18 protein-coding genes are annotated in these 25,048 nt (G+C 34.9%); 10 read left to right on the top strand and 8 right to left on the bottom strand.

The features are described from left to right. Nucleotides 1-10: 10 nt before the first annotated feature. From gtfA to E2558_RS11895, 3 genes are read left to right on the top strand one after another with little or no spacing between them, the layout of a single operon-like run. Complete coding sequence (gtfA, locus tag E2558_RS11905) at nt 11-1,519, top strand: accessory Sec system glycosyltransferase GtfA (RefSeq protein ID WP_126565431.1); 1,509 nt, start codon at nt 11-13, stop codon at nt 1,517-1,519. Then, the gene (gene gtfB / locus E2558_RS11900; protein ID WP_126565432.1) at nt 1,512-2,846 is read left to right on the top strand and encodes an accessory Sec system glycosylation chaperone GtfB; all 1,335 of its coding nucleotides are present in this window, start codon (nt 1,512-1,514) and stop codon (nt 2,844-2,846) included. Before gtfA ends, gtfB begins: the two co-directional genes overlap by 8 nt. A 14-nt stretch (nt 2,847-2,860) precedes the next feature. Beyond that, nucleotides 2,861-3,337, top strand: coding sequence for a peptide-methionine (S)-S-oxide reductase (locus E2558_RS11895; RefSeq protein WP_126565433.1), 477 nt, complete (start codon nt 2,861-2,863; stop codon nt 3,335-3,337). 56 nt (nt 3,338-3,393) lie between these two features. Here E2558_RS11895 and E2558_RS11890 read toward each other — a convergent pair whose 3' ends face one another. Beyond that, nucleotides 3,394-3,750, bottom strand: coding sequence for a DoxX family protein (locus E2558_RS11890; protein ID WP_126565434.1), 357 nt, complete (start codon nt 3,748-3,750; stop codon nt 3,394-3,396). An 18-nt stretch (nt 3,751-3,768) separates the two neighbouring features. Continuing rightward, nucleotides 3,769-4,821 (bottom strand): LLM class flavin-dependent oxidoreductase, encoded by a 1,053-nt coding sequence (locus E2558_RS11885; protein WP_126565435.1) that lies wholly within the window; start codon nt 4,819-4,821, stop codon nt 3,769-3,771. 205 nt (nt 4,822-5,026) lie between these two features. Between E2558_RS11885 and E2558_RS11880 the strand changes: the two genes are divergently transcribed. The 3 genes from E2558_RS11880 to E2558_RS11870 all read left to right on the top strand — a co-directional run bounded on the left by E2558_RS11880 (nt 5,027) and on the right by E2558_RS11870 (nt 8,040). Then, the gene (locus E2558_RS11880) at nt 5,027-6,205 is read left to right on the top strand and encodes an MFS transporter (protein WP_126565436.1); all 1,179 of its coding nucleotides are present in this window, start codon (nt 5,027-5,029) and stop codon (nt 6,203-6,205) included. Between the two features lie 132 nt (nt 6,206-6,337). Beyond that, nucleotides 6,338-7,339, top strand: coding sequence for an NADP-dependent oxidoreductase (locus E2558_RS11875; RefSeq protein WP_188349605.1), 1,002 nt, complete (start codon nt 6,338-6,340; stop codon nt 7,337-7,339). A 17-nt stretch (nt 7,340-7,356) separates the two neighbouring features. Continuing rightward, complete coding sequence (locus tag E2558_RS11870; protein WP_126565438.1) at nt 7,357-8,040, top strand: type 1 glutamine amidotransferase domain-containing protein; 684 nt, start codon at nt 7,357-7,359, stop codon at nt 8,038-8,040. A 251-nt stretch (nt 8,041-8,291) separates the two neighbouring features. Here the strand turns inward: E2558_RS11870 and E2558_RS11865 are convergent, their stop codons facing one another. The 5 genes from E2558_RS11865 to E2558_RS11850 all read right to left on the bottom strand — a co-directional run bounded on the left by E2558_RS11865 (nt 8,292) and on the right by E2558_RS11850 (nt 14,356). After that, complete coding sequence (locus tag E2558_RS11865) at nt 8,292-8,852, bottom strand: TetR/AcrR family transcriptional regulator (protein WP_126565439.1); 561 nt, start codon at nt 8,850-8,852, stop codon at nt 8,292-8,294. A 308-nt stretch (nt 8,853-9,160) separates the two neighbouring features. Further along, the gene (locus E2558_RS11860; protein ID WP_126565440.1) at nt 9,161-10,102 is read right to left on the bottom strand and encodes a glycine betaine ABC transporter substrate-binding protein; all 942 of its coding nucleotides are present in this window, start codon (nt 10,100-10,102) and stop codon (nt 9,161-9,163) included. Between the two features lie 23 nt (nt 10,103-10,125). Continuing rightward, nucleotides 10,126-12,690 carry an MMPL family transporter gene (locus E2558_RS11855; RefSeq protein WP_126565441.1) on the bottom strand — a complete coding sequence of 855 codons (2,565 nt, stop codon included), beginning with the start codon at nt 12,688-12,690 and terminating at the stop codon, nt 10,126-10,128. A gap of 286 nt (nt 12,691-12,976) precedes the next feature. Next, nucleotides 12,977-13,144, bottom strand: coding sequence for a hypothetical protein (locus tag E2558_RS12405; RefSeq protein WP_168210257.1), 168 nt, complete (start codon nt 13,142-13,144; stop codon nt 12,977-12,979). A gap of 333 nt (nt 13,145-13,477) precedes the next feature. Beyond that, nucleotides 13,478-14,356: a LysR family transcriptional regulator gene (locus E2558_RS11850; protein WP_126565442.1), complete on the bottom strand. Its 879-nt coding sequence runs from the start codon at nt 14,354-14,356 to the stop codon at nt 13,478-13,480. Between the two features lie 159 nt (nt 14,357-14,515). Here E2558_RS11850 and E2558_RS11845 point away from each other — a divergent pair, with 159 nt between their 5' ends. The 3 genes from E2558_RS11845 to E2558_RS11835 all read left to right on the top strand — a co-directional run bounded on the left by E2558_RS11845 (nt 14,516) and on the right by E2558_RS11835 (nt 19,283). Next, nucleotides 14,516-15,127, top strand: coding sequence for a metallophosphoesterase (locus E2558_RS11845; RefSeq protein WP_126565443.1), 612 nt, complete (start codon nt 14,516-14,518; stop codon nt 15,125-15,127). Nucleotides 15,128-15,243: 116 nt separating this feature from the next. Beyond that, nucleotides 15,244-17,364 (top strand): GA module-containing protein, encoded by a 2,121-nt coding sequence (locus E2558_RS11840; protein ID WP_126565444.1) that lies wholly within the window; start codon nt 15,244-15,246, stop codon nt 17,362-17,364. Between the two features lie 344 nt (nt 17,365-17,708). Continuing rightward, a complete protein-coding gene (locus E2558_RS11835; RefSeq protein ID WP_126565445.1) occupies nt 17,709-19,283 on the top strand; it encodes a YfcC family protein in 1,575 nt (524 codons plus the stop codon). A 335-nt stretch (nt 19,284-19,618) separates the two neighbouring features. Here E2558_RS11835 and E2558_RS11830 read toward each other — a convergent pair whose 3' ends face one another. Next, nucleotides 19,619-21,793 (bottom strand): amidase domain-containing protein, encoded by a 2,175-nt coding sequence (locus E2558_RS11830; protein ID WP_126565446.1) that lies wholly within the window; start codon nt 21,791-21,793, stop codon nt 19,619-19,621. Nucleotides 21,794-21,988: 195 nt separating this feature from the next. On the opposite strand from E2558_RS11830, the gene E2558_RS11825 reads away from it, so the two are divergent. Then, nucleotides 21,989-24,805: a YhgE/Pip domain-containing protein gene (locus E2558_RS11825; RefSeq protein ID WP_135789036.1), complete on the top strand. Its 2,817-nt coding sequence runs from the start codon at nt 21,989-21,991 to the stop codon at nt 24,803-24,805. Nucleotides 24,806-25,048 lie beyond the last annotated feature (243 nt).

Below are 25,048 nucleotides of genomic sequence, written 5' to 3'. Positions count from 1 at the left end.
GTGTCTTTTAATGACAATTTATAATATTAATTTCGGTATTGGCTGGGCTAGTAGCGGTGTAGAATATGCCCAAGCCTATCGTGCTAAGCTATTAAGACAAACGAATCAGTCCGCAAAATTTATCTTTTTGGACTTCATTTCATCTGAAAATAGTCAAACTTTAACATCAAATATAGGTTTTAAAGATGACGAAATTATTTGGCTTTATCAATATTTTAGTGATATTCCAATAGCGCCAACCACGTATACTATTGATGACTTAATCAATGATTTAGGTAACCCGGTTACTGCAAGAGTGGAAACTGGAAAAGTTGTACGATTATATATTGGTAACGATCAATCTTATGTGAGTTGTTATTTACAAAATGAAGGTGAAGACATTGTGGATCGTGCTGAATTTGTTGTAAATGGCATGTTAATTCGTAAAGATTATTACAGTTATGTCCGCACTTTTTCAGAATACTATGCTCCAAGCGAGAACCGAGCGAAATTATATATGCGCCAGTTCTATAATGAAGATGGCTCGATTGTTTACAAAGAATATATTGATGGCGATTCGAGCGTGTATGTTTTTGATGATGCGCGTTTGTACAGTAAACAACAATTTGTAGCTTATTTCATGCAGAAATTAAATTTAACTAATCAAGACATCGTGATTATTGATAGATCGACGGAAGTTGGTCAGGCTATCTTGGAAAATAAAGGCCCAAGTAAGGTCGGCATTGTAGTACATGCTGAACATTTCAGTGAAAATTCAACAGATGATACACATATTTTATGGAATAATTATTACGAATATGTCTTTAAACAAGCACCAGTTATTGATTTTTATATCACAGCTACAGATTTACAAAATAAAACTTTATCAAGTCAATTTAAACAATTTACTGCACACCAACCGCGTGTCCGTACTATTCCAGTAGGGAGCTTGCATCAATTAACTTATCCTAAACAAGAACGCCAACCTTATTCGATGATGACGGCATCAAGGTTAGCGAGCGAAAAGCATGTAGATTGGATTGTTAGAGCGGCAATCGAAGCGAAAAAAGAAGTTCCTAAATTAACATTTGATATTTACGGATATGGCAGTGAAAGGGAAAAAATTGAAAAACTAATTACTGAGCACAATGCTCAAGACTATATCCAATTAAAAGGCCATGCAAAATTAGATGATATCTATCCTAAATATGATTTGTTTGTTTCCGCATCAACGAGTGAAGGTTTTGGTTTAACATTAATGGAAGCGGTGGGTTCTGGTCTTGGTATGATTGGATTCGATGTGAATTACGGTAATCCAACATTTATAAAAGATGGTAAAAATGGCTATCTTATTCCAATCAATCAAGATAAACAAAATATTGATGAAATTACAGATAATATGGCGAAAAAAATAATTCAATATTTTAATAATGGCCCTAAACAAGCACATGATAAATCGTATGAAATTGCGACACCATTTAAGACTGAGAGTATTACGAAAAAATGGCAAAATTTAATTGATGAGGTGCTATATGATTAATTTATTTGAACGTTTTGATGCAGCATCACAAAAACTTAAACAATCGCTTCAACTTGCAGGTTACAATCATTCAACAATAGTTATGGATGATGATGGCTTTTTACCTGATGATGTAATTTCACCGTATCGATTTTTTGCAGATTATCAACGCAAAGATGATGATAAACCAGCATTTTTCAATGATGTTCAAGTTCCTCCATTCTGGGAAATTAAAGGGAATAATGATTATGCTGAAGTCATTGATAATGGTATTGTGAGAGGACGCATTTTCTATCGTAAACATTTCAAAACGCGTATTGTCAGTTTTGTAGAATGGTTTGATACAGATAACCATTTACGCTCAGTAGATCACTATACAAAAGATGGCTTTAAATTTGCGACTACTGTATATGATTTAAAAAAGAAACCGATTGTTAAAACATATGTTAATCGTGAGGGCAAAGAAGTATTATATGAGAACTTTGTCACTAAAGATATTGTCTTAGATTGGAAAGGACAGTCTCATTTCTTTGCTTCAAAACATGACTTTATTATTTTCTTTTTAAAACAATTAGAGTTAGATTTATCTAAAATTATTATTAATTCATTAGCCACACCTTTTTTTGTAACGTATCATTCCGACATCATTGAAAGAACGGTACTTTTCTGGCAAGAACAGAGTGGCGGTAATGTCCCGGGAAATATGAAACTAATGTTAGACAATTCAGCGCAACAAAATACAATAATTATTCCAGATAAAAATGAATATCAAAGTATTATTGAAAATATTGAACCGCAATATCGTCCATCAATTGTGCAATCTGGATATCTGTACGATTATCAGAAAAATAATAAATACGCAAAACGTATACTCAACTTAACTAATTCTGATGATATTCCAAATATTGAAACATTAATTCAAAACTTACCAGAATTTGAATTTCATATAGGTGCTATCACAGAAATGTCGGAAAAATTAATGCGCCTTAATCAATACCAAAATGTGACATTATATCCGACTATCACTAAATCAATGACAAGTAATCTATTTAAATCATGTGATGTTTATTTAGATATTAATCGTGGTGGCGAAATCTCTAATGCTATAGAGCGAGCGATGCTAAGTAATCAATTAATTTTAGCTTATGATGAAACAGCACATCGCCGTGAATTTATTGCTAGAAAAAATATAGTCCCACAAACAGACTATACTCAGTTAACGAACATACTTAATGATATTGCGACAGATAAAAATCATTTTAAAGAAAGATTAGAGCACCAAAAACAACAAAATAATAATATAGATAAACGTGCATTTAAAAAAGTATTAAATAAAGCGATGAAGTAAATGAGGTGGCAGTGATGGAAACGGTATATCTTGCTGGGGGATGTTTATGGGGTGTCCAAGCTTTTATTAAAACATTGCCTGGCGTTGTGGCAACAGAAGCGGGACGTGCAAATGGAACAACAACTGAACTTGATGGCGACTATGATGGCTATGCAGAATGTGTAAAAACGACCTTCGAGCCCAACAAAATTTCAATTACAGATTTAATGAATTATCTTTTTGAAATTATCGATCCTTATAGTGTCAATAAGCAAGGTGTAGATGAAGGTCCGAAGTATCGCACGGGTATTTATAGCGAGTATCCTCGACACTTAGAAGAAGCTCAAGTATTCATTAATCAGCGACCTGATAAGGAACGTATTGCCGTTGAAGTTCTACCACTCAGTAATTACATTAAGAGTGCAGATGAACATCAAGATCGCTTAGACAAATGCCCAGAAGATATCAGCTATTGCCACATTCACCCTGAGTTATTAACTAAATATAAATAAATAGAGAGTAGGACAAATTACACGTCCTACTCTCTATTTATATTTTCACAAGTATATTATTTTTTCTCACAAAAAGTATCAGCAAAGCTTAATGCAGCTAGACCTAATAAATCTAATGCGTGTTGCGCGCCTTCTTTACCGTGACCAGCTTCGAAGTGTTTGTAAGCCGCTACGCCTAATACACCGAAAGTAGCGATTGATCCTAAACGAGATAAGTTTTTACTTAAGAAACTTGCAGCAAATAATGCAGCAGCAGTTGCTTCTACAGTACCTGCTAATTTAACAGAGTCTTCAGGTAAACCGAATACATTAGTGAATGTTTCTTTCATTTTTTGGTCACCTTTTAATTTAGGTTTTGAAGCAGTGTATAATTCTTTCGCAAGTTTTAAGTTTGCAGCATAACGTAAAATCATAATATAAATTTCTCCTTTTTATTTGTTTTCAAAATATTTATCAACAATTGGTTTCACGCGTTCGCCAAATAGACGAATTGACTTCATGACATACTCATGAGGCATAGAACCTATCGGTGTATGAATCATGAAGCGGTTAAGTCCCAATGTTTCTACAGTATCGATAATTTTTTGGGCAACCGTTTCAGGGCTACCAAGGTAAATCGCACCATTTGGTCCAATTTCTCGCTCGAACATGTTCTGATCAAACTCAGGCCAGCCACGTTCACGACCAATAATATCGTGATGGGCTTTGAGAGGAGGGAAGAAATCGCGCTTAGCTTCTTCATCTGTTTCAGCGACATAACCCCATGAGTGAACAGCCACTGGTAATTCATCTGGATTATGGCCATAAGAAGCGGCTACAGATTTATAAATCTCAATATTGCGTGTAAATCGTCTAGGATTGCCACCAATAATTGCATAGGTAATTGGTAATCCAAACGCACCTGCTCTTAAAGAAGATTCAGGTGTACCACCTGTAGCAATTGAAATAGGTAATTCTCCATGTTCTACGCGTGGATAAATTGGTGTCGCTTCGAAACTTGGACGTAATTTACCTTCCCAACTAACTATTTCATGTTTATTGATTTTTAGCAATAATTGTAACTTCTCGTTAAATAAATCTTCGTAGTCATTTAAATTATAACCGAATAACGGGAATGATTCGATAAATGACCCTTGACCGATCATTATTTCAGCTCGCCCATTTGAAACCGCATCTAATGTTGAAAAGCGTTGATACACGCGCACTGGATCATCTGAAGACAACACTGTAACTGCAGATGATAATTTAATGTGCTTAGTACGAGCAGCCGCTGCCACAAGAACCGTTACTGGATCTGACACGGCATAATCTTCACGATGATGTTCACCTAATCCATAAACATCTAAACCTAATTGGTCTGCTAACTCTATTTCTTCAACGATATCCCGAATACGTTGAGCGTTTGATACTGCCTCAAGCGTACCATCTTCTGTCACCATTTTGTCATTGTCTCCAAATGACGTTAATCCTAATTCAATTTTCACTATATTCACCTCCCAGGTATAATTTTTATACTAGAATTGTATTCCTTATTTTTGAAAAGGTCAATAGAAAAGTTTCGAATTAGAGATAAATATATTGAAAAAGAAGATATAGCATTGAGGGAGTATACGACGTCTTTAGAATTTAAAGACATAGTGGCATAATAATAATGTTGAACCAAAGATAAACTTGTAAAGGAGAAAAGATATGCAAAAATCTATGAACTATAATCGAATTACCACCATCTTCTTTATTGCAGGTATTATCGTGATGTGTAGTTTATACACAGCGTTACCCTTAACAGCTTCTTTCTCGAAGGATTTTGATATACCAGCATCTGTTGCGACATTAAATGGCGTCGCATTTTCAATTACATATTCATTAAGTTGTTTGTTCTATGGTACTATTTCTGAAAAGTTTGGACGTATTCGAACAATTTTATTTGGTATAAGCGGATTAGTCATCATTTGCTTGGTTATTGGCTTTATCCATTCGTTTACTTTATTAGTTGTATTACGTGCAATCCAAGGTATCTTTGCTGCAACTTTTTCACCAGTATCGATTACCTATGTGACTGAAACCTATACACCAGTTAAGCGTATGACGGCCATTAGTTTTATTAGTACGAGTTTCATGCTATCAGGTGTGATAGGGCAAAATTTAAGTGAAATCATCGTTCAATTTTCAAATTGGCACGTTGTTTACTTTGTATTAACTGTTTTATATCTTGTGTTAGCATTTGTAATTTATAAAAATATACCTGAAAGTCCAGTTATCAATCCTCATATTAAGTTACTTAAATTTTTTAATAACTTTAGTGACTTTAAAACAAATAAAGTAGTTATTTTATGCTACGCCGTATCATTGTCATTATTAACGATGTTCATTAGTATGTATGAAATTTTTAATCGCTATATAACGTCAGAGTATATTGGCGGTTCTGATGCCATGGCGATTAATGCGAAACTGTTCGGGATTATCGGTATGCTCCTTTCATTATTTGCCGGTCTCATTAGTGATCGCATGGGTGTAAAAAAAGTAATTTTAGGCGCACTAGTGATTTGTATTGTTTCACTTATTTTAATGGCATGTGCAACAAACGCAGTTCTATTAACGATATGGAGCGTGACATTTATAAGTGGTATTGCATTTGCGATTCCATCTACAATTTCTAAAGTGGGGATGGTTGTTAATGGCAATCAAGGTTTCTTCCTGTCAGTTAACACATTTATCCTATTTTTAGGTACAGCTATTGCACCTATTTTAATGATTGTTGTAAGTACCATTCCTAGCTATTTTGTGCAATTCAGTGTTATCGCTAGTATAGGGTTCATCACATTTCTAGTTGCCCTTTTCCTACCAAAAGAGAAGAGAGAAGTTCGTTAACAAATTTAACTCACTTATAGTCTTAGGCTATAGGTGATTTTTTAAAACTAATAGTTGGTAATTACATGGTTTAGTAATTATAATGGGATGCAATAATATAGATGAGGAGGCAAGGAAATAATGAAAACAGATATGCGTGCGATGGTTATACACCAATATGGTAATCATCCAGTATCAGAAGAACGTATGCCAATGCCTGCGATGAATCCCAACGAAGTACGTGTTCAAATTAAGGCGGCTAGTGTGAATCCGATTGATTTCAAAATTAGAGATGGTGGATTGAAAGTTTTATTAAAATATGAGTTTCCACTCATTTTAGGGAACGACTTTGCAGGTGTGATTACAGAAGTAGGCGCAAATGTTAAAGACTATCAAGTTGGAGATGAAGTTTTTGGACGACCACGTAAAACTAAAATTGGCACATTTGCGGAATATATTTCAATAGATGCTTCTGAAATTGCGCCTATGCCTAAAGGACTAACGTTTGAAGAAGCGGCGAGCATTCCATTAGTCGGCTTAACTTCTTATCAAGCATTGAACGAAGTGATGCAACTTAAAGAGGGAGATAAGGTCTTAATACAAGCAGGCTCAGGAGGCGTAGGTACATTTGCTATTCAACTTGCTAAAGCAATGGGCTTATACGTTGCAACGACAGGTAGCGACCGAGGAAAAGAATTAGTTGAATCATTAGGAGTAGATGAATTTATAAATTATCGTGAACAAGACTTCTCTAAAATATTAAATAATTTCGACGGCGTTTTTGATACATTAGGTGGCGATAATCTACAAAAATCCTTCGAAATTCTTAAACTTGGTGGCACTATCGCCTCTGTTTCTGGTATTCCTACAGATAAAAATGCTCGTGATTTGAAGCTTAACCTTGGTAAAGAAGCTTTATTACGCGTAGCTTCTTATAAATTAAGACGACGTGCAAAGCAATTTAATGTAAATTATGAATTTCTATTTATGCACCCAAGTGGTGACCAATTGAAAGAAATTGCACAATTAATCGAAGACGGTAAAATCAAGCCTATTATCGATAAAGTGTTTGATTTTAAAGACACTCAACAAGCTTTAGAATATTCTACAAATGGACACGCTAAAGGCAAAATAATTATTAAAATGGATAACTAAAAAAGGCGGTGAATAACGTGAAAAAAATAATAATTGTAAATACAAGTACAGATTATTTTGGAGAACATGAGAAACCAACAGGCCTATGGTTAAGTGAACTTGTTCATTTTTATAATGAACTTAAAGATGAAGACGTAATACTAGATATTTTTAACATCACTGGAGGCAATACACCAATCGATCCCGTGAGCCTTTCCCCATTAATGTTAGATAAAACCACGAAATCTTACTATAAAGATGCCGAATTTATGAATAAATTGAAATACGCACAACCTATAACAGAAGCTAATCCCGAAGATTACGATGCTATTTATTTTACAGGCGGACATGGCGTTATGTATGATTTCCCGGAAAATAACGAGATACAGCACGCTATTGAAACGATTTACCAAAAGGGAGGCATCGTTTCCTCAGTGTGTCATGGTGCCGCAGCGCTTCTTAACGCCAAAGCAGAAAATGGAAATTACTTAATTGCAGATAAACACATTACAGGTTTCTCAAATATAGAAGAAGTATTAGCCAACCGTGACACTTTAGTACCTTTCCACTTACAAAATGAAATTAAAAAACGTGACGCTAAGTATTCATTTAGGCGTCTACCTTTTACACCTTATGTATTAGTGGATGAACGTATCGTAACAGGACAAAATCCACAATCACCAGCTAAAGTAGCTCAAGAAGTGAAGAAATTATTATTTTAAATTTATGGGGGATAATGTAGTACAGAGGTGATTTTTAATGGATAAACAAATGATGGCATTGAACGTGTTGAATCTTATATTGATGATATTATTAGTTATGTATAATATTATGAATTGGCCTACTTGGGTGTTAGCCGTTATAGCCATCTTAATAGTAATCAACGCTGGTTTTATGATTTATAAGAGTATAGGATCTAGAAAACGGAAATAACAAAAAAGCATTCTCACTTGATTTCGAGTGAGAATGCTTTTTAATCTTTATAACAAATTAATGATGTTTCTAATAAACTATTTAACGTTTCGAATACTTCATCGACGCTATAATTGTAGTCATTTTCTACCCAACGTCTTAAGACTTCGATAACGCCACTACTAAAGAAATCAGATACAATTTCAGGATGTTTACTTTGTTGAATTTTAACTGCTAAGGGATCTTGTTGGTTTTTAGCATTATTAAGAATCATTTCTCGACTCACATTAGTCAGATTGCGAAAGACATCTACTTGTCGGGAAGAAACTAAGAGATGCTTGAACAGTTTTTTATGTTTGCCGATATAATAGATGAAATCTTGAAATGACTCAGGCGACGAAAGACCTGTATCATCATTGACAATCTTTTGAGTGATAAAATCTGGTAAGGAATAAAGTATATCGTATTTATCTTGGAAGTAACGATAAAAGGTACTACGGTTGATTTCGGCAGTTTCACATATCTTTTGAACAGTTATTTCATCAAAATGATAATCATTTAATAATGTAAAAACTGTTTCATGAATATGTTTAATCATTCGTTTTTGATTAGCTGTCGGCATAATCTGATTCTCCTATGTCTTTAATATAGCCAGATAGCCTGACGTAATAAGAGTAATTTATCACAATACCTTTTATAATTCCAAACATAACTTCTCGATATAGGGATATTGCAATTAGGACCAATACTTTAATTACATGAAAAATTTAAATTTTAAAGAAGTAATCTCCGCATGCCACTCGTTTATATTTATGTAGAGAAAATAAAGAGACTACCCACATCTTAGAGATGTAAATAGCCTCCTCATGCTATAAAAATAAGCATACTCCTTATAAAATTTTCATCTTGATACCTTTAAATCTCTGTAGATTATTCAGTATCTACATCTTTTAACCAATCATCCACTTTATTGTCATTATCATCTACGTAATCTTTCGCAACTTGTTCTGGATTTTTATTATCGACAAAGATTTTTTTAGCGAGCTTCTCTTCATCTTTTTTACTCCAGTCATCTGCCATACGTGTTGCAATCTTGTAAGCAGCAGGGTGTTGATCTTTGAAGTTGTTATTAAATACTAAATTAATATGTTCATGATCACTACCGTAAATTTTATCAGGATCTTTTAACATTTTGACATCTAATTCTTTAGAGAACCAATTAGGTTCCATTGCAGTAAAGATAATCGGTTGTTGTTGTTTGAATACGCCTTGAATTTTCTTAAACTGCGCTTGGTCTGAGCTTTCTTTTAAGCTGTAATTTTCTAAGTCGTTTTTATCAAGTTCGTCTTTTGTTTGTTTCATTACACCATTTCTAGCATCTGTACCTTGAATAGTCCAGTCTACAGATTTACCGAAATCTTTGTTGTCTTTTAAATCACTAATTGAATCAATATCTTGTTCATATTTAGGTACAGCGAGTCCTACTTTAACGTCATCAATAAAGTTTTTGTCATCATATAAAGTAAGTTTATCTTTATACTTATCATAATAGCTTTTATCTGTATCTGGGAAGATACCTGACGCGTGGAAAGAGTCATGATTAGCTGAAACGTCAGCATATAATGGGCCACTTGCTGGGACAGGTGTTGTTGTTACATCATATCCTGCTTTTTTTAATACTTCAGCGATGACTAAAGAACGTGGTGTCGAGTTATCGCTGGCGATGTAAGGAATTTCAATTTCTTTTTTGCCTAAAGTTGTTTTGCCATCGTCTGATGACCTGCTACCACCATTACCACATGCACTTAGCACGATGGCTAAGGCAATTGTGGCTAGTAGTCCTAGAAATTTCGAACTACGATGTTTGAACATAACGCGTTTCCTCCTTTTAATTTTTAATTTCTATGTTCGTCATCATGACGGTGATTTGGCTGACTATTGTATCTGTCATATACGCCTTTGTTATTTTCACGAGCGTATAACATTAACGCTTTAAATAGTACATCTTGATCAACATTGTTATCTGTTAAATCTTTATAAAGGTTTGTAGTTGTATCAAAGTTTGAGTGCGATTGTGTATCTACGTGTTGCTTATCATAATGGTGACTTGATTCGTTTTCGTGATGATTTAGGCTTACAGAATGATTGTAATCTTCGTTGTTGTAGTGTTCATGAGGTTGATTATTGTCATGGTTTCTGTAGCTACGTGTGTCATCTTGTTTATGATGAGTGTCTTTGTCTGGGCTAGCGAATTCTCTGTAGCGTGTGTCTTCTTGGCCTTTTTCAGAAGCAGAAGAAGTTTGATGATGATGATCATCGCTTTCTAGTGCTTTACCTTCGACGTCGATTTTTGGTAGGACGGCGCCTAGCCATTTAGGTAGGTACCATGATGCGTTGCCGAAGAGTTTCGTTAGGGCAGGGATGAGTGTCATGCGGACGATGAATGCGTCGAATAGGACACCGAATGCAAGTGAGATACCCATTGATTTTATCATTGTGTCATCTTGGAAGACGAAGGCAATGAATACGCTGAACATGATGAGTGCAGCGGCTACGATAACTGGTCCGCTTTCTTTGATACCTACGCGAATTGAGTGGTCGTTGTCACCAGTTTTACTGTATTCTTCGTGAACGCGTGTCATTAAGAAGAGTTCGTAATCGATGGCTAATCCGAATAGGAGGCCGATTGTGATAACTGGTAAGAATGCTAATAATGGTCCTGTGTTTTCTACGCCGAATAGGCCGCCTAAGAAGCCGTCTTGTACGACAAGCGTTGTGAATCCGAGTGTTGCCATTAATGATAGGATGAAGCCAAGTACTGCTTTAAGTGGTACAAGGATTGAACGGAATACTACCATTAATAGTAAGAATGCAAGGACTACGATAACGCCTGCGAATACTGGGATAGCGTTATTAAGTTTTTCAGACATATCAATATTGATGACACTTTGTCCTGAGATTTCTGTGTCGAAATGATATTTGTCTTGAGCTTGGCTATGGTAATCGCGTAAATCGTAAACTAAGTCTTCAGTTGATTTAGCGTTTGGTCCTTTTTCAGGAATAATTGTAAACAATGCGTAATGGTTATTGTCGTTAAGTCTTGCTTGAGACACAGTATCTACGTTATCAAGATCTTTTAAGTCATCACGCATGTTGCTTAAGTCGCGTTGAATATCTTTTTTGCTACCGCCATCTTTAGTGTTAACTAACATGACGATTTGGCCGTTATAACCTTCTCCAAAGTTATCTGAGATAAGTTCGTACGCTTTATGTTCTGAAGTATCATTAGGTTTCATGCCATCATCTGGAATACCTAAGCGCATACCACTTACAGGAATGGCTGCTAGTATGAGGATAACTAAACTAATGATGACTGCTATGATCGGTTTACCTACAATAAATTTAGCCCATGGGTGATTTTTAGGGTCTTTACTTTTAGTTGATTTATTTTTAATTTTAATACTTTTATGGAAAATGCTAATCAATGCTGGTAATAACGTTAGTGCTGCTAATACAGCAAATAATACACTGATTGCTGAGGCAAATCCCATTACAGCTAAGAAATCAATACCTACTAATGAAAGTCCACAAACGGCCATCATTACTGTGAGACCTGCGAAGATAACGGCACTACCAGCAGTTCCAACAGCTTTACCGATAGCTTCTATTGTATCGACGCCTTGTTTTTTAAGTTCCTTATATCTAAATAAGATGAATAATGAGTAGTCTATACCTACCGCTAAACCAATCATTACAGCTAGCGTTAGCGTAAAGTTTGGAATATCGAAGACAAATGTTAATAAGGCAATGATACCCACACTTGAGCCTAGGCCGATTATCGCACTAATGATTGGCATACCAGCGGCAATAAGTGAACCAAAGGTAATAAGTAGAATGATGAAAGCGACTACGATACCTACTATTTCAGATGAGCCTCCAGGTTCATTACCCATTGAACCACCCTGTGTCTTTTCTATTTGAATATTGTGGTTATCTTTTACGTCTTGTAATTCTTTATCGATCACTTTCTTAGATGAATCTTGCATATTTGTTTGTTTAACAACATAACTAATATTTGCGATAGCTGTGTCGCCATCTTTATTGACTTGTCCACTGTCATATGGATTTGAAATATTTTGGATGTAATCATCTTTTTGTTTGATGTTGTCTAATGCATCTTCAATATCTTTCTGTGTATCTTTATCTTTCAAACCGTCTTCTCTATTAGAATGGAAGACGATTTTCATCGAGGCTTTTTCACTGTCTTGATGAAATTCTTTACTGATTTTGTCGTTTGTATCAAGTGACTTTAAACCGTTCATTGTAATGTCGTCATCAAATTTAGGCGAGTTAAGCGCAAGTGGTGTAATGATGACACCTAAGATGACAAGCCAACCAATGACACTAAGCCATTTGTTTTTAGCTATAAATGTTCCAAGTTTATATAATAGCTTTGCCAATGTGTTTCCTCCTATTTTTTAAAAATTTGATGATCTAAGTCTGGAATAATGCAATAACTAATTATGAGCTTTTGTTGATTAGTATATTTCTCAATAAAAGGCGCTTAGATTCATATTACAAAAGTTAATGTAACAAGATATAAAGGTGATGGGTACCATTAAAAATTTAATGGTGTTGAAAAAAGCGACATTTTTTACAAAATGTCGGAGGATAAGTAACTGAGAGCATAAAAAAACAGGTAACATATAATATGTACCTGAGAATGTTGTTTATGTATAAGGTTAATTAGTTTACCCAACTGCCAATAAGACACAATGCACCGATTAGAAAAATTAATACCCCCGGAATATATATTTTTTCTCGTAAATCAATATCGCGTTTATAGGCAACAAATCTACTGGTGGCGATTAATGCTATGCCGATAAGTAATAAGATGATTGAAAAAATGAGCATCAACCTGGCCTCCTTAATCCATATGCTAAAAATATACATCATTATTTTTTGTACCGCTTTCATCCTTATTATATTATCTAAAGAACTATTTTTTATAGGGAAATATTAATATATTGTAAAATTGGTATAATTTTAAGGTTATTTTATTAATAAAATTTATAAAATATTAACATTACATAAATTTACTAAAGAGAAAATCTGTGATTATATTGTTTATTCTGTCAAAAAGATAAAAAGAAGCGGATTAATGAAATCTATTAAACAAAATAGATTTCACTTCCACTTCTAATGAATGATGTAATTATATAATTGTAAAAACGGTTATATAGATTATCAAACTTCATTTGTATTATAAATGAGTGTGACGAAGTCTTGAATGATTGATGTAAGATGTCTATCATTACGATATAACAATGAGATATAACTAGGTGATGGCCCATCAGGTAGTGTTTTACCAATAATACTTGGATGATGGAAGAGGGCGCTTTGACTGACAAGACTTAAATAATTTGAATCTTTGATTGTCGTTAAAATACTGCTAATGCTATTGGACTCCATATGTATGTCTAGATTAACGAAATTATTTTTACGCCATTCATCAATACTTTCTCGTGTTGAACCACTACTATGAATAATAAAACGATACTTTTGTACATCTTCTAAAGAAATTTGATCTTTTTGTGCAAGTGGATGACGTTTATCCATAGCTAGGACGAGAGGATTTTCTTGTAGACGTTTGGCTTGTAGTTCATCTTCATTAAACCCTTTTTCAGAAATAATAGCGATATCTACTTTTCTATTTTTTACCTTTTCAATGATACAAGGTGCCGTATCTACCGTAAGTGCGATGTCGATATCAGGATGATCATGCATGTAGTTTTTAAAAGCAGATGGTAAAATACTGTAAATTGGGGCATGACTTGCGCCAATACGCAAGGTTCCACGTTTCGATTGTTTAAAGTCTTCCATCATATCGGTTGTTTCTTGTATTAAATTTAACATTTTATTGGCGTTACGATATAACAATTCCCCAGCTTCTGTTAAATTAAAATGTTTACCCTTTTTAAAATATAAAGGTAAGCCAAATTCTTTGTTCAAATTCTTTAAATGAAATGTAACAGTTGGCTGAGTTATCCCAAGTTTTTCAGCTACTGCATTTTCATTTTGTAACTCGACAAAGTGTTTAAAAATGAGCATTTGTTTCGTGTTCATAAATTTAGTCCCCAAAATATATAAATTTTTTCTATACTACTTATAATAGTAAAGCGTTAATTTTGAGAGTACGTTAATATTTTGTTTAAAGTTAGTTAAACTGTGGTCTTTATAATAAAAGTAAATGTATAAAAGGTTGGAATGTAAGGAGAGATTGGAATGGTTGAAAGGATACTTGTGGTTTCTGATATTCATGGACATCGGAAGGCGCTGGTAACTCTCTTAAAGGCAGTAAAATATAATTATAGAAAAGATCAACTTGTGTTGATGGGAGATTATGTTAATAATGGTCCTGATTCGTTTGGTACGCTTAAGTTAGTGAAACGTTTGAAACGTAAAGGCGCACTTGCTTTGGCGGGTAACCATGAGATTCGTTGGTTAGCGAGTAAAGATAAAAAGATTAAACGCTGGCACAAATTTTTAAATAGTTTATCTACGATTGAAATGATAGATGATTATATATTTGCGCATGCAGGTATTGATACAAATAAGCCGTTAAGTAAACAGATTAAAGAATATACGACAGGTTACTATAATCACGAGTTAAATCGTAATGTGCCTAAACATAAGTTTTTAATTCACGGTCATGTGCCGAATTATCGTTTTGGATTGAAAAATGATGAACTTTATAAGAAGAAAAATATTTTAGATATCGATACTGGTGCAGGACATGATAAGTATTTATCATTAATTGACTTAACTAATGCATATCAATATTCTGTAAAAGTAACAGATAATAAGAAAGTGAATAGTAGACGTATCAAACTATAAATTTTTGTAAATCCAAAATATAGATAAGTTCCCTTAATTTTCAAAAATAAGAGGTATAAGTTTACAATAAATTGTTATATAATGTAGGGGTATATTAATGATAAAGGGTGACATGAGTGAAGAAGAATACGCAAATTTCTAAACTAAGTTCGTACTTAAAAGTGTCATGTTCAGCGTTGTTATTAAGTGGCTCATTAGTTGGTTATGGCTTTACAAAAGACGCATTTGCGCAAACGAAAGATGAGGTAACTGAAGCTTCAACTGAAACAACGACAGCGCAACCTAGATTAAAGTCTGCGATTGCAAAAGCGAAAACTGAAATCAATCGTTTAAAACATTTAGATAAAGCAGAAATTAAGAGTTATAAAGATGATTTAGATGATGCGAAAGACCAATCTGAAATTGATGATATCTTAAAAGATGCGCGTGAAGAGTCTAATGTAACGGCAGAAGAGAAAACAATTGCTCGTTCAGACGATGAAGAGACTTCTACTGAAGAAACGCATACAACTACAAATGAGAGTTCTAAAGATAGTACATCAGCAGAATTAGATAAAATCATGGCTGATTTAGACGCACTTTCTAAAAAGGTTGATAGAGGTCAACAAAATGGCGAACCTGAAACAAGCGAAGAAGCATCAACTCAACAACAAACTAAAGATGATACAAATTCTGAAGAACAACATACAATGGAAACGCCATCTAGTGAAGAAACTAATAATACCGACAAACATAGCACTTCAATTTTAGATGACTTAAATAAAGCCAAAAATGATGTAAACACATATAAAGATAACAAAGCGGAAGACGATAATACTAAAGAACAAACAACCCAAGAAACTCAACCTTCAACTGAAGAGAACACAACTGAAGTACCTTCTACAGAGGAAGTAGGAAGTAGTGAAGATTCTGGTGAAGGCCTATTAAGTGGTATTGAACATATGGGAAAAAATAATAATGAATACCATCAAGGACAAAGCGTGGATACTGATTCTACAATAAATAGACACTTTGACGCTTTAAAAGATAAATTATCTGATAAAGAAAAAATTGATCAAACAATTTCAAAAATAGAAAAACAACATGATGATACAAGTCACCGTTATACAGATCGTAAACTTGAGCAATTAAGAGAATTACGCGATCAAGTAAATCAAAATCAAGGTTTATCGGAACAACAACGTCAAAATATTGAAAAAGATATTGCTTCAGTACGTAATAAAGTCAAAGACAATCGTCATCTCATTCTTAAGCAATTGAATAGTACTTCTGATAAACAAGAGGCAGTTAAACAAATTCTTGGTAGTGTCTTCAGTAAAAATGAAACGCAAGACATTTTAAAACACATCAATATCACTGGTAAATCAGACAAACAAATTACAGATCAAATTATGAAACAACTTGATGGTTTAACTACAACATCAAGTGATGACATTTTAAAATCAATGTTTGATCAGGCACCAAACAAGGAGCAATTAATTAAGACATTATTATCAACACGTTTAGGTAATAATGAAGCATCAAGCATAGCGAAACGTTTAATGAATGAAAACTTATCAAATTCTGAGCTTGTTGAACGCTTAAAACAAGAGTTTAAAGCACAAGCTTCAAATACGGCAGATGATATTTTAAAAGACATCTTAGATAAAAGCACTAATCAGAAACAAGCCATTGAAACGATTTTAGCTACGAAGTTAAATCAAGCTAAAGCACACGCGTTAGCTGATATTATTTCAAAAGTACAAACTTCAAAAGCAGATACACTTGATTTAATCAAAAGTGCGCTAAATGGCAAAGCGAATGACTTATTACAATTGCAAAATAAATTAAATCAATCTAAAAATAAATTAGATTACATTTTATCTCCAATAAAAGATCGTCCTACACTACTTGATCGTATTAATGGCAATATGCACAATAGCGGCGGTTTAGATTTAGGTTCAGGTCTATTAGGAGGTTTATCTAACGGCGGTCTATTAAGTAACTTAAATTCAGGCGGTAGCTTACTTGATGGTATAGATGATATTCCGAACCCTGTACAAGGCTTGTCACTTGGTAATTTGGATAATGATAGTGGATTACTAAGCGGGTTATTCGACGATGATGGCAACTTCTCATTGCCAGCAACCGGTGAAACGCTTAAGAAATCGTGGTTACCTATCACATTGGTAATCGCAGCGGCAGGCGGCGTATTCGTATGGTTAGGACGTCGTAAACATCGTCATTCCGATAATTAAATAGCTTATATGAGAGTGGATAATTTAAAGTATTCAACAACTTAATTATCTACTCTTTTTATTTTTTGAAAAGGGCAACATCAGTATAGTAAGCGTTTACACAATTACGTAGAAATAGCAAGCTATTTTCAAAAGATTATTCGTAAAGTTATGTGAAGGAAGTATGACGGTATTTCAAATGTTTATACTTTAATTTGTAATTATATTGAATGTAACTTGCATTAGACATAAACTTAAGTTGATAAAGATTGATAAAATTTTCACAAATATAAGATAATCATTTTCAAAAATAGAAAGTGTGACGCATGTCTTAACTATAAATATATACAAAGGAGTTGAAATACATGACACACGCTAACGATATTTCAGATACGCAATCTAAAAAAAGAAAGAAACGTTTCAAATTAAGTATGCCAGGCGCATTTACTATTCTATTTATATTAACTGTCATTGCCGTCATAGCGACGTGGGTTATACCGGCAGGGGCATATTCTAAATTATCTTATGATTCAAGTGCGCAAGAATTCAAAATTGTAAATGCGCATAATCAAACAAAAACTGTCGACGGTACACAAGAACAATTAGATAAATTGGGCGTTAAAATAGACGTCGATCAATTTAAATCTGGGGCGATTAATAAACCCATTTCTATCCCGGGGACGTATGAACGTTTAGAGCAACATCCTGCAGGGCCAGATCAAATTACAACAAGTATGGTCAACGGAACGATAGAAGCGGTAGATGTCATGGTGTTTATTCTAGTGCTAGGGGGCTTAATAGGTGTCGTACAGACTAGTGGTTCATTTGAATCAGGACTTCTAGCACTAACGAAAAAGACGAAAGGACATGAATTCTTGCTCGTCTTTATGGTTTCAGTATTAATGGTTTTAGGTGGTACACTTTGCGGAATTGAAGAAGAAGCGGTCGCATTCTATCCAGTGCTTGTACCCATCTTCATAGCTATGGGTTATGACTCCATCATATGTGTGGGTTCAATCTTTCTGGCAAGTTCTGTAGGTAGTACGTTTTCAACAGTTAATCCATTCTCAGTAGTTATCGCTTCAAATGCTGCAGGTACAACGTTTGTCGATGGACTATATTGGAGAATTGGCGGTTTAATTATTGCGACTATCTTCACATTAGGTTATTTAGCATGGTACGCAAAACGTATTAAAAAAGACCCAAAACTGTCTTATACGTATGAAGATAAAGCAAAATTTGAAAAACAATGGTCAGTTATTAAAAATGATAGTGAAGAAAGCGTCTTTACTTTCCGTAAAAAAATCATATTAATCTTATTTCTCTTACCGTTTCCAATTATGGTTTGGGGCGTTATGACACAAGGTTGGTGGTTCCCAATCATGGCTTCAATGTTCTTAGCGTTCACCATTGTTATCATGCTTATCGTAGCGTTAGGTAAAAATGGTATAGGTGAAAAAGCAGTAGTAGATGCGTTTGTAAATGGGGCATCTAGCTTAGTAGGGGTATCACTGATTATTGGCTTAGCACGTGGTATCAATATGATTATGAATGAAGGCTTGATTTCAGACACAATCTTAAACTTCTCATCTTCACTTGTGCAAGGTGTTAGCGGGCCTATCTTCATCGTCATTTTATTAATTATTTTCTTCTTCTTAGGCTTCATCATTCCGTCATCATCAGGTCTAGCCGTGTTATCGATGCCTATTTTTGCACCACTTGCGGACACAGTCGGCATCCCAAGATTTGTCATCGTAACAGCCTACCAATTCGGACAATATGCGATGTTATTCTTAGCACCAACCGGCTTAATCATGGCGACACTACAAATGTTAGATATGAAATATTCACACTGGTTGAAATTCGTTTGGCCAATTGTAGCTTTCGTCTTTATCTTTGGTGGCGGCATGCTCATCACACAAGTATTAATCTATTCTTAATTTTTGAAAATGAAAAGGTGGCGCACTTCGAGTGCCCCACCTTTTTTAATATGAAAATATATAACACACACTACCTAAGTACGTCTAAAACAGCGAAAGTAAGGTAGGTATGCTAAATATAAATGAATTTATATACTAAAGTACTTAGTTAGATAGATGGTTCTAAAATGAATAATGGACGTAGTTGAGCGACGCCTGAGGGAACAGTACAAGTTGAAGACCTTAGAAATGCCACAGATTTATCTGTGAGGAATTTCTGGCTGAAACTATACCCTAGGCAAGCGTCTCAACTTAAGTGAAATGAGCATTCATTTTAGAACCATTCAAAAAACGAATTACTTCGGTTCAATATAATACAATGCTTGTGCAGTGTCCGCATCAATCATACGATATGACACAATACCTAACCCTTTAACGTTGGATTCAGACACAATAATCGAACCATCCTCGTTAACCTTTTCAACAAAAGCAACATGACCATACGTTGAATCTGCACCCGCTTGTCCTCTCTCAAATACAGCCACCGTGTGTACTTTCGGAGTACCTGTCACACGATAACTATCACGCTCAGCGCGATTATCCCAGTGATGCGCGTCGCCCCAATTACCGCTTACATGCTTACCAAATTGTTGCACACGCTCATATACATACCAAGTACATTGGCCTTGAGGATAAGGTGTTGCACCATCTGTGATGGCGAATGGTTTAAAGTCTCCGCCTGAAACATTTTGACCACTTGAAGTGGATTTAGCGTATTTATCTAAATCTGGCATCGATTTTTTATCGAAAGCTGTTAAATTGTAATGTTGAATCAGACTATTTAATTTCATCGCATAATTTGGATCTGTCGCATATGTTCTACTTAAATGGCTTGTCGCTGAACGATAAGTAGGCGCTTCAGATTTCCATGTTCCTTTATAAATGCTAGGGTTACCATCAATGCCGTGTTTGATTAAACTAGCGTAATCTTCTAATGACGCTTTAGTGTTAGGGTATTTTCTGAAACCAGCCATAATATTAAACATAGCATTATCGTTGCCAGCTTCGAGTGTGTTAAAGTTGACAGTTTGTCCTTGATAAGCGCCTTTGATACCGAATAAATTATAATTTGGCGCTTGTGCAAGGGCACTTTGTCCTGAACTTGATTCTAGAATCGCTTGTGCAATCATGACTGACGCATAAATATCTTGGTCTTGACCGATTTGATGCGCATCTTTTGCGATAGATTTGATGAAATCGCGTGTATCTTTGCTTTCAACTACTGCTATATTGCCATCGCTAATACTGTTACGGTTCAGTTGTGGCAACATTTGGAATAAACTAGTTGCACGCGTGTTATTTCGTTTAATAGCATCTTCGAATGATTGAACTGGTGCTGCTTTATGTGCCAGTTCTTCTTTAGTAGGTAATTGCGTGTTAACAGATGTTGACGGTTTGTCTTTATTCACAGATGTTTTTCCGCTTGCTTTAGAAGACTCATAATCTTTATGTGTTTTAGTGGCATCTTCACTATATTGATCAAGTACTGAATCTAATACCGAATCTGAAAAGCTGTCCCCTTTAGACTCGCTATCAGATTGAGATGATGCATGTGAAGATGGTTGCTCACTAGAAGAATGACTGTCTTCATTAGAGGTAGTTTCATTACTACTTTGATTTGAGTCTGTACTATTTTGAGTATCAGTCGCATCTGTCACTAAGTCATCAATCGCGTCTAATGCTTTACTAATGCTTGCATCATCTTTACTTTCATTTGAACTTGCAGTCGCTCCTGTATTATCTGATTCTTTTTCGTGTTGTGGCATCTCAGTTGAGCCTGACTGTTCAGATGTAGCATCGTCAGTTTGTGTACTATTTTCACTGTGTATTGAGCTTGATTGAGATGTTGATGCGCTTTGATTTGAGTCATTAGTATTAGAATGATTTTCTGAAGAAGCATTGCCAGAAATCTCTTTAGAATTCTCAACGTGTTCATAATCAGAAATATCGCTATCAAAGTTAAATAATGAAGCGATTAAATTCGTTAAACTGAAACCATTATCAAATACGTTAGGGTCTAAGAAATGAGAAGAATGATTACCAGTTAAATTCGGAATATCAAAAAATGATGCTAGTGGCGTATGATAAAACGCATTATCACGAGATGATGATTGATTCGTTTGCTGACGATTTGAACGCGTTGTCTTATCTTTTTTAGTTGTTTTATCGTTAGTAGATTCTTTATGTGCAGTTTCTTTATGAGAAGCTGATGTTTCTTCTGAATTATCTTCTTCTGTACTCACTGATTCTTCTTGTGAGGTAGTTGAATCATCATTGTTTTCATCTTTGGTGTCAGTATCTTCTTGAGTTTTATCTTCTTCGGTTGATGGAGCATCTTCATTACTGTGAGCACGTGATGATGACGCTTCGCTTTCGTCAGTCGTGTCTTCGGCGTGTGCAAGACTCGTCGTAAAGGTAGGAAAGACGAGGGTAGTAGTTAATAAATAGACCATTAATTTCTGTTTCGACATTGCTTGCTTTTCCTCCTACTAGTATGCGAATAATTAATTATTTGTTATAATGCTAATTAGAAAAAATAGTTAACACTTATCAACTAATTATTACTTTGCTTAATAAAAGTATTATACTAACTCTATAAATAAAAAAACAACGGTTAACTTAAATTTGATATCAAATTTTAATATTTCATTCGTAGGAGTGTGACAATGAAAAACGCACTAAAATTATATAAAACGGACTTGAAGCGTGTGGCGAAAACCCCTGCCGTTTGGGTAATTCTCCTAGGTTTAGCTATCTTGCCGTCATTTTACGCTTGGTTCAACCTTTGGGCGATGTGGGATCCGTATAGTAATACAGACCATGTAAAAGTAGCGGTTGTCAATGAAGACCAAGGTGACGAAGTCCGAGGCAAAAAAATTAATGTCGGGGATACGCTAGTCGATACATTGAAGAAGAATAAGAAATTTGACTGGCAATTCGTAAGCCGGGAAAAGGCAGACCATGAAATCAAAATGGGTAAATACTATGCCGGCATATACATACCGAAAGAATTCTCTCATCAAATCACCGGTACATTAAGAAAGAAACCACAAAAAGCAGATATAGAATATAAAGTGAATCAGAAAATCAATGCTGTAGCACCAAAAATGACAGATACAGGGTCAACAGTCATTGTAGATGAAGCGAATAAACAATTTAATTCGACAGTAACGAAAGCGATTCTTCAAGAAGCCAACAAAGTAGGGATTCAACTTGAAGATGAAGTGCCAACCATTAACAAGATAAAAAATGCCGTTTATGCTGCGCATCAATCATTACCACAATTGAACAAAATTGCGGATCGTATTGTTTATCTGAATGAACACCAAGATCAATTGGATGCGTACGCCAATCGTTTCCGTTCATTAGGTAATTACAAAGGCGATATTTTAGATGCTCAACAGAAATTGAATGACGTCAACGCTGCGATTCCATCATTGAATGAGAAAGCGAAACTCATTTTAGCATTAAATGAATTTATGCCTAATATTGAACGCGTGCTTAATGTCGCTGCTAACGATATTCCAGCTCAATTCCCACGTCTCAATAGGGGCGTCGATATTGCGAGTCAAGGGCTTGATTTAGCGAATAATCGCTTGAATGACGCACAAGGTTATTTAACGATGGCACAACAACGTGTTGGCGATTATCAAGAAGCTGCAAGCCGTGCCCAAGAAGTTAATGGACAAGCGAACAATGCTTTACGTCAACAAAGTACGTCAGGCATGCCTGCTTATAAAGTGCAACCATTGAGTAACAATAATAATAAAGACGCTTTAAACAAAGGCCAAATTGTGTCTAAAGATGATGTGAAAGCGATGAATAATGCACTTGCTGAAGCATTATTGGCCTTATCTGATAATGCGGACACACAAACGAAAGCCACTCAATCTGATATTAAAGCCTTGAAGAATGTGGTTTATGGCATCATTGGTTCAAATCGACCAACCGAATTTAATGACACATTGCGTAATATTAAGGCTCGCTTTGAAAATGAATCAAAAAACAACCAACGACTTGTAGACATTTTAAAAGAGCTAGAGAACAAAGAACATGTAGATTTATCATCTGAAATCAAAGAAGTTGAGATTGCAAACAACCGTATCAATAGTTCTGTACGTTCTATTAATCAACTTATCGATGCGTTAGGCAACGGCAGTTCAGGTAAAGCGGAAGCGGTTAATGTCCTACGTGGCTTACCAGATTTAAACACAGGATTAGGCCAGTATCGTGACTTTTTAAAACAAGATTTAAATAACCGTTTATTAATATTATCTAACGACATTACGCAACAATTGAATGAAGGTCAGAATACGTTATCAAACGTCCAATCTAGATTAAATACAATCAACCAAGTGATTGCTGCTGGACAACAAATTGTATTAGAAGGCCAAGGACGTGTGGCTACCATTCAAAGTGAATTACCAGCATTAGAGCAAGCGTATATCAATGCAATGCAAACTGCACAAGCTTACTTCCCAACTGTGAAGCAAAATGTGGCGAAAGCAGCAGACTTTGTACGCAATGATTTACCTGAATTAGAACAACGCTTAGCCAATGCTACAGCAACGGTTAATGCTAATTTGCCGACATTATTTAATAAATATGACAATGCGGTTAATTTATTAGATGAGAATCAGCCTCGTGCGAAAGAAGCATTAGCGAACTTGGCAAACTTTGCGCAAAACAGATTGCCCGATATTGAAAAAGATTTAGACAAAGCAAATAACATCTTTAAGAAATTAGACAAAGATGATGCAGTCGATAAAGTCATTGATGCTCTGAAAAATGACTTAAAAAAACAAGCAGATGTTATTGCTAACCCAATTGACAAGAAACAAGTGGACGTCTTCCCAGTTAAAGATTATGGTTCAGGCATGACGCCATTCTATACATCATTATCAATATGGGTGGGGGCATTGTTATCAGTGAGCTTATTATCTGTTGATAACAAACATGAAAGTTTGAGAGATGAGTTAACAACACGACAAATTTATTTAGGTAAAGGTGCATTCTTTATAACAATGGGCTTACTTCAAACCTTCACTGTAGTAGTAGGCGATTTATTAATCTTGAGAGCACAAGTAGAATCGCCAGTCTTGTTTATTCTAGTAGCATTGTTTGGAGCAATTGTCTTTAATACGATTGTTTATACCTGCGTATCATTGCTTGGTAATCCAGGTAAAGCGATTGCGATTGTTATGTTGGTATTACAAATTGCAGGGGGTGGCGGTACATTCCCAGTAGTGACAATGCCTAAGTTCTTCCAAACGATTTCGCCATACTTACCGTTTACGCACGTGATTGATTCATTACGTGAAACAGTAGGTGGTATTGTACCTGAGATTCTAATTACGAAACTTATTATTTTAGCATTATTCGGATTAGGTTTCTTTATAGCAGGTGTATTAGGAAAACCAGTGCTAGATCCAGTAATGCGTAAGATTTCTAAACGTGTGGATGAAAGTAAAGTGACTGAGTAACTTATAGTATTTCAATATGAATTTCATCATGTTGAGTTTCATTCTTAATTTAATTAATGGCAAATTTAAACCGCCTAATGGGTAGTTGTGATAACTACGTATTAGGCGGTTGTTTTTAAGGCTCTACGTCAAATCGGACTGATGAGTCCTAATATTGAGATTAAGCAACCTTAGGTTGTTTAATCTCTTTTTTTGTTGTTGAGGCAAATAGTCGCGAAGTTATAATAATTCGATTACGTAAAT

It is taken from the genome of Staphylococcus pragensis (genome assembly GCF_004785665.1).
Lineage (GTDB): Bacteria > Bacillota > Bacilli > Staphylococcales > Staphylococcaceae > Staphylococcus > Staphylococcus pragensis.
This window is presented reverse-complemented; position numbering and strand designations above follow the sequence as displayed.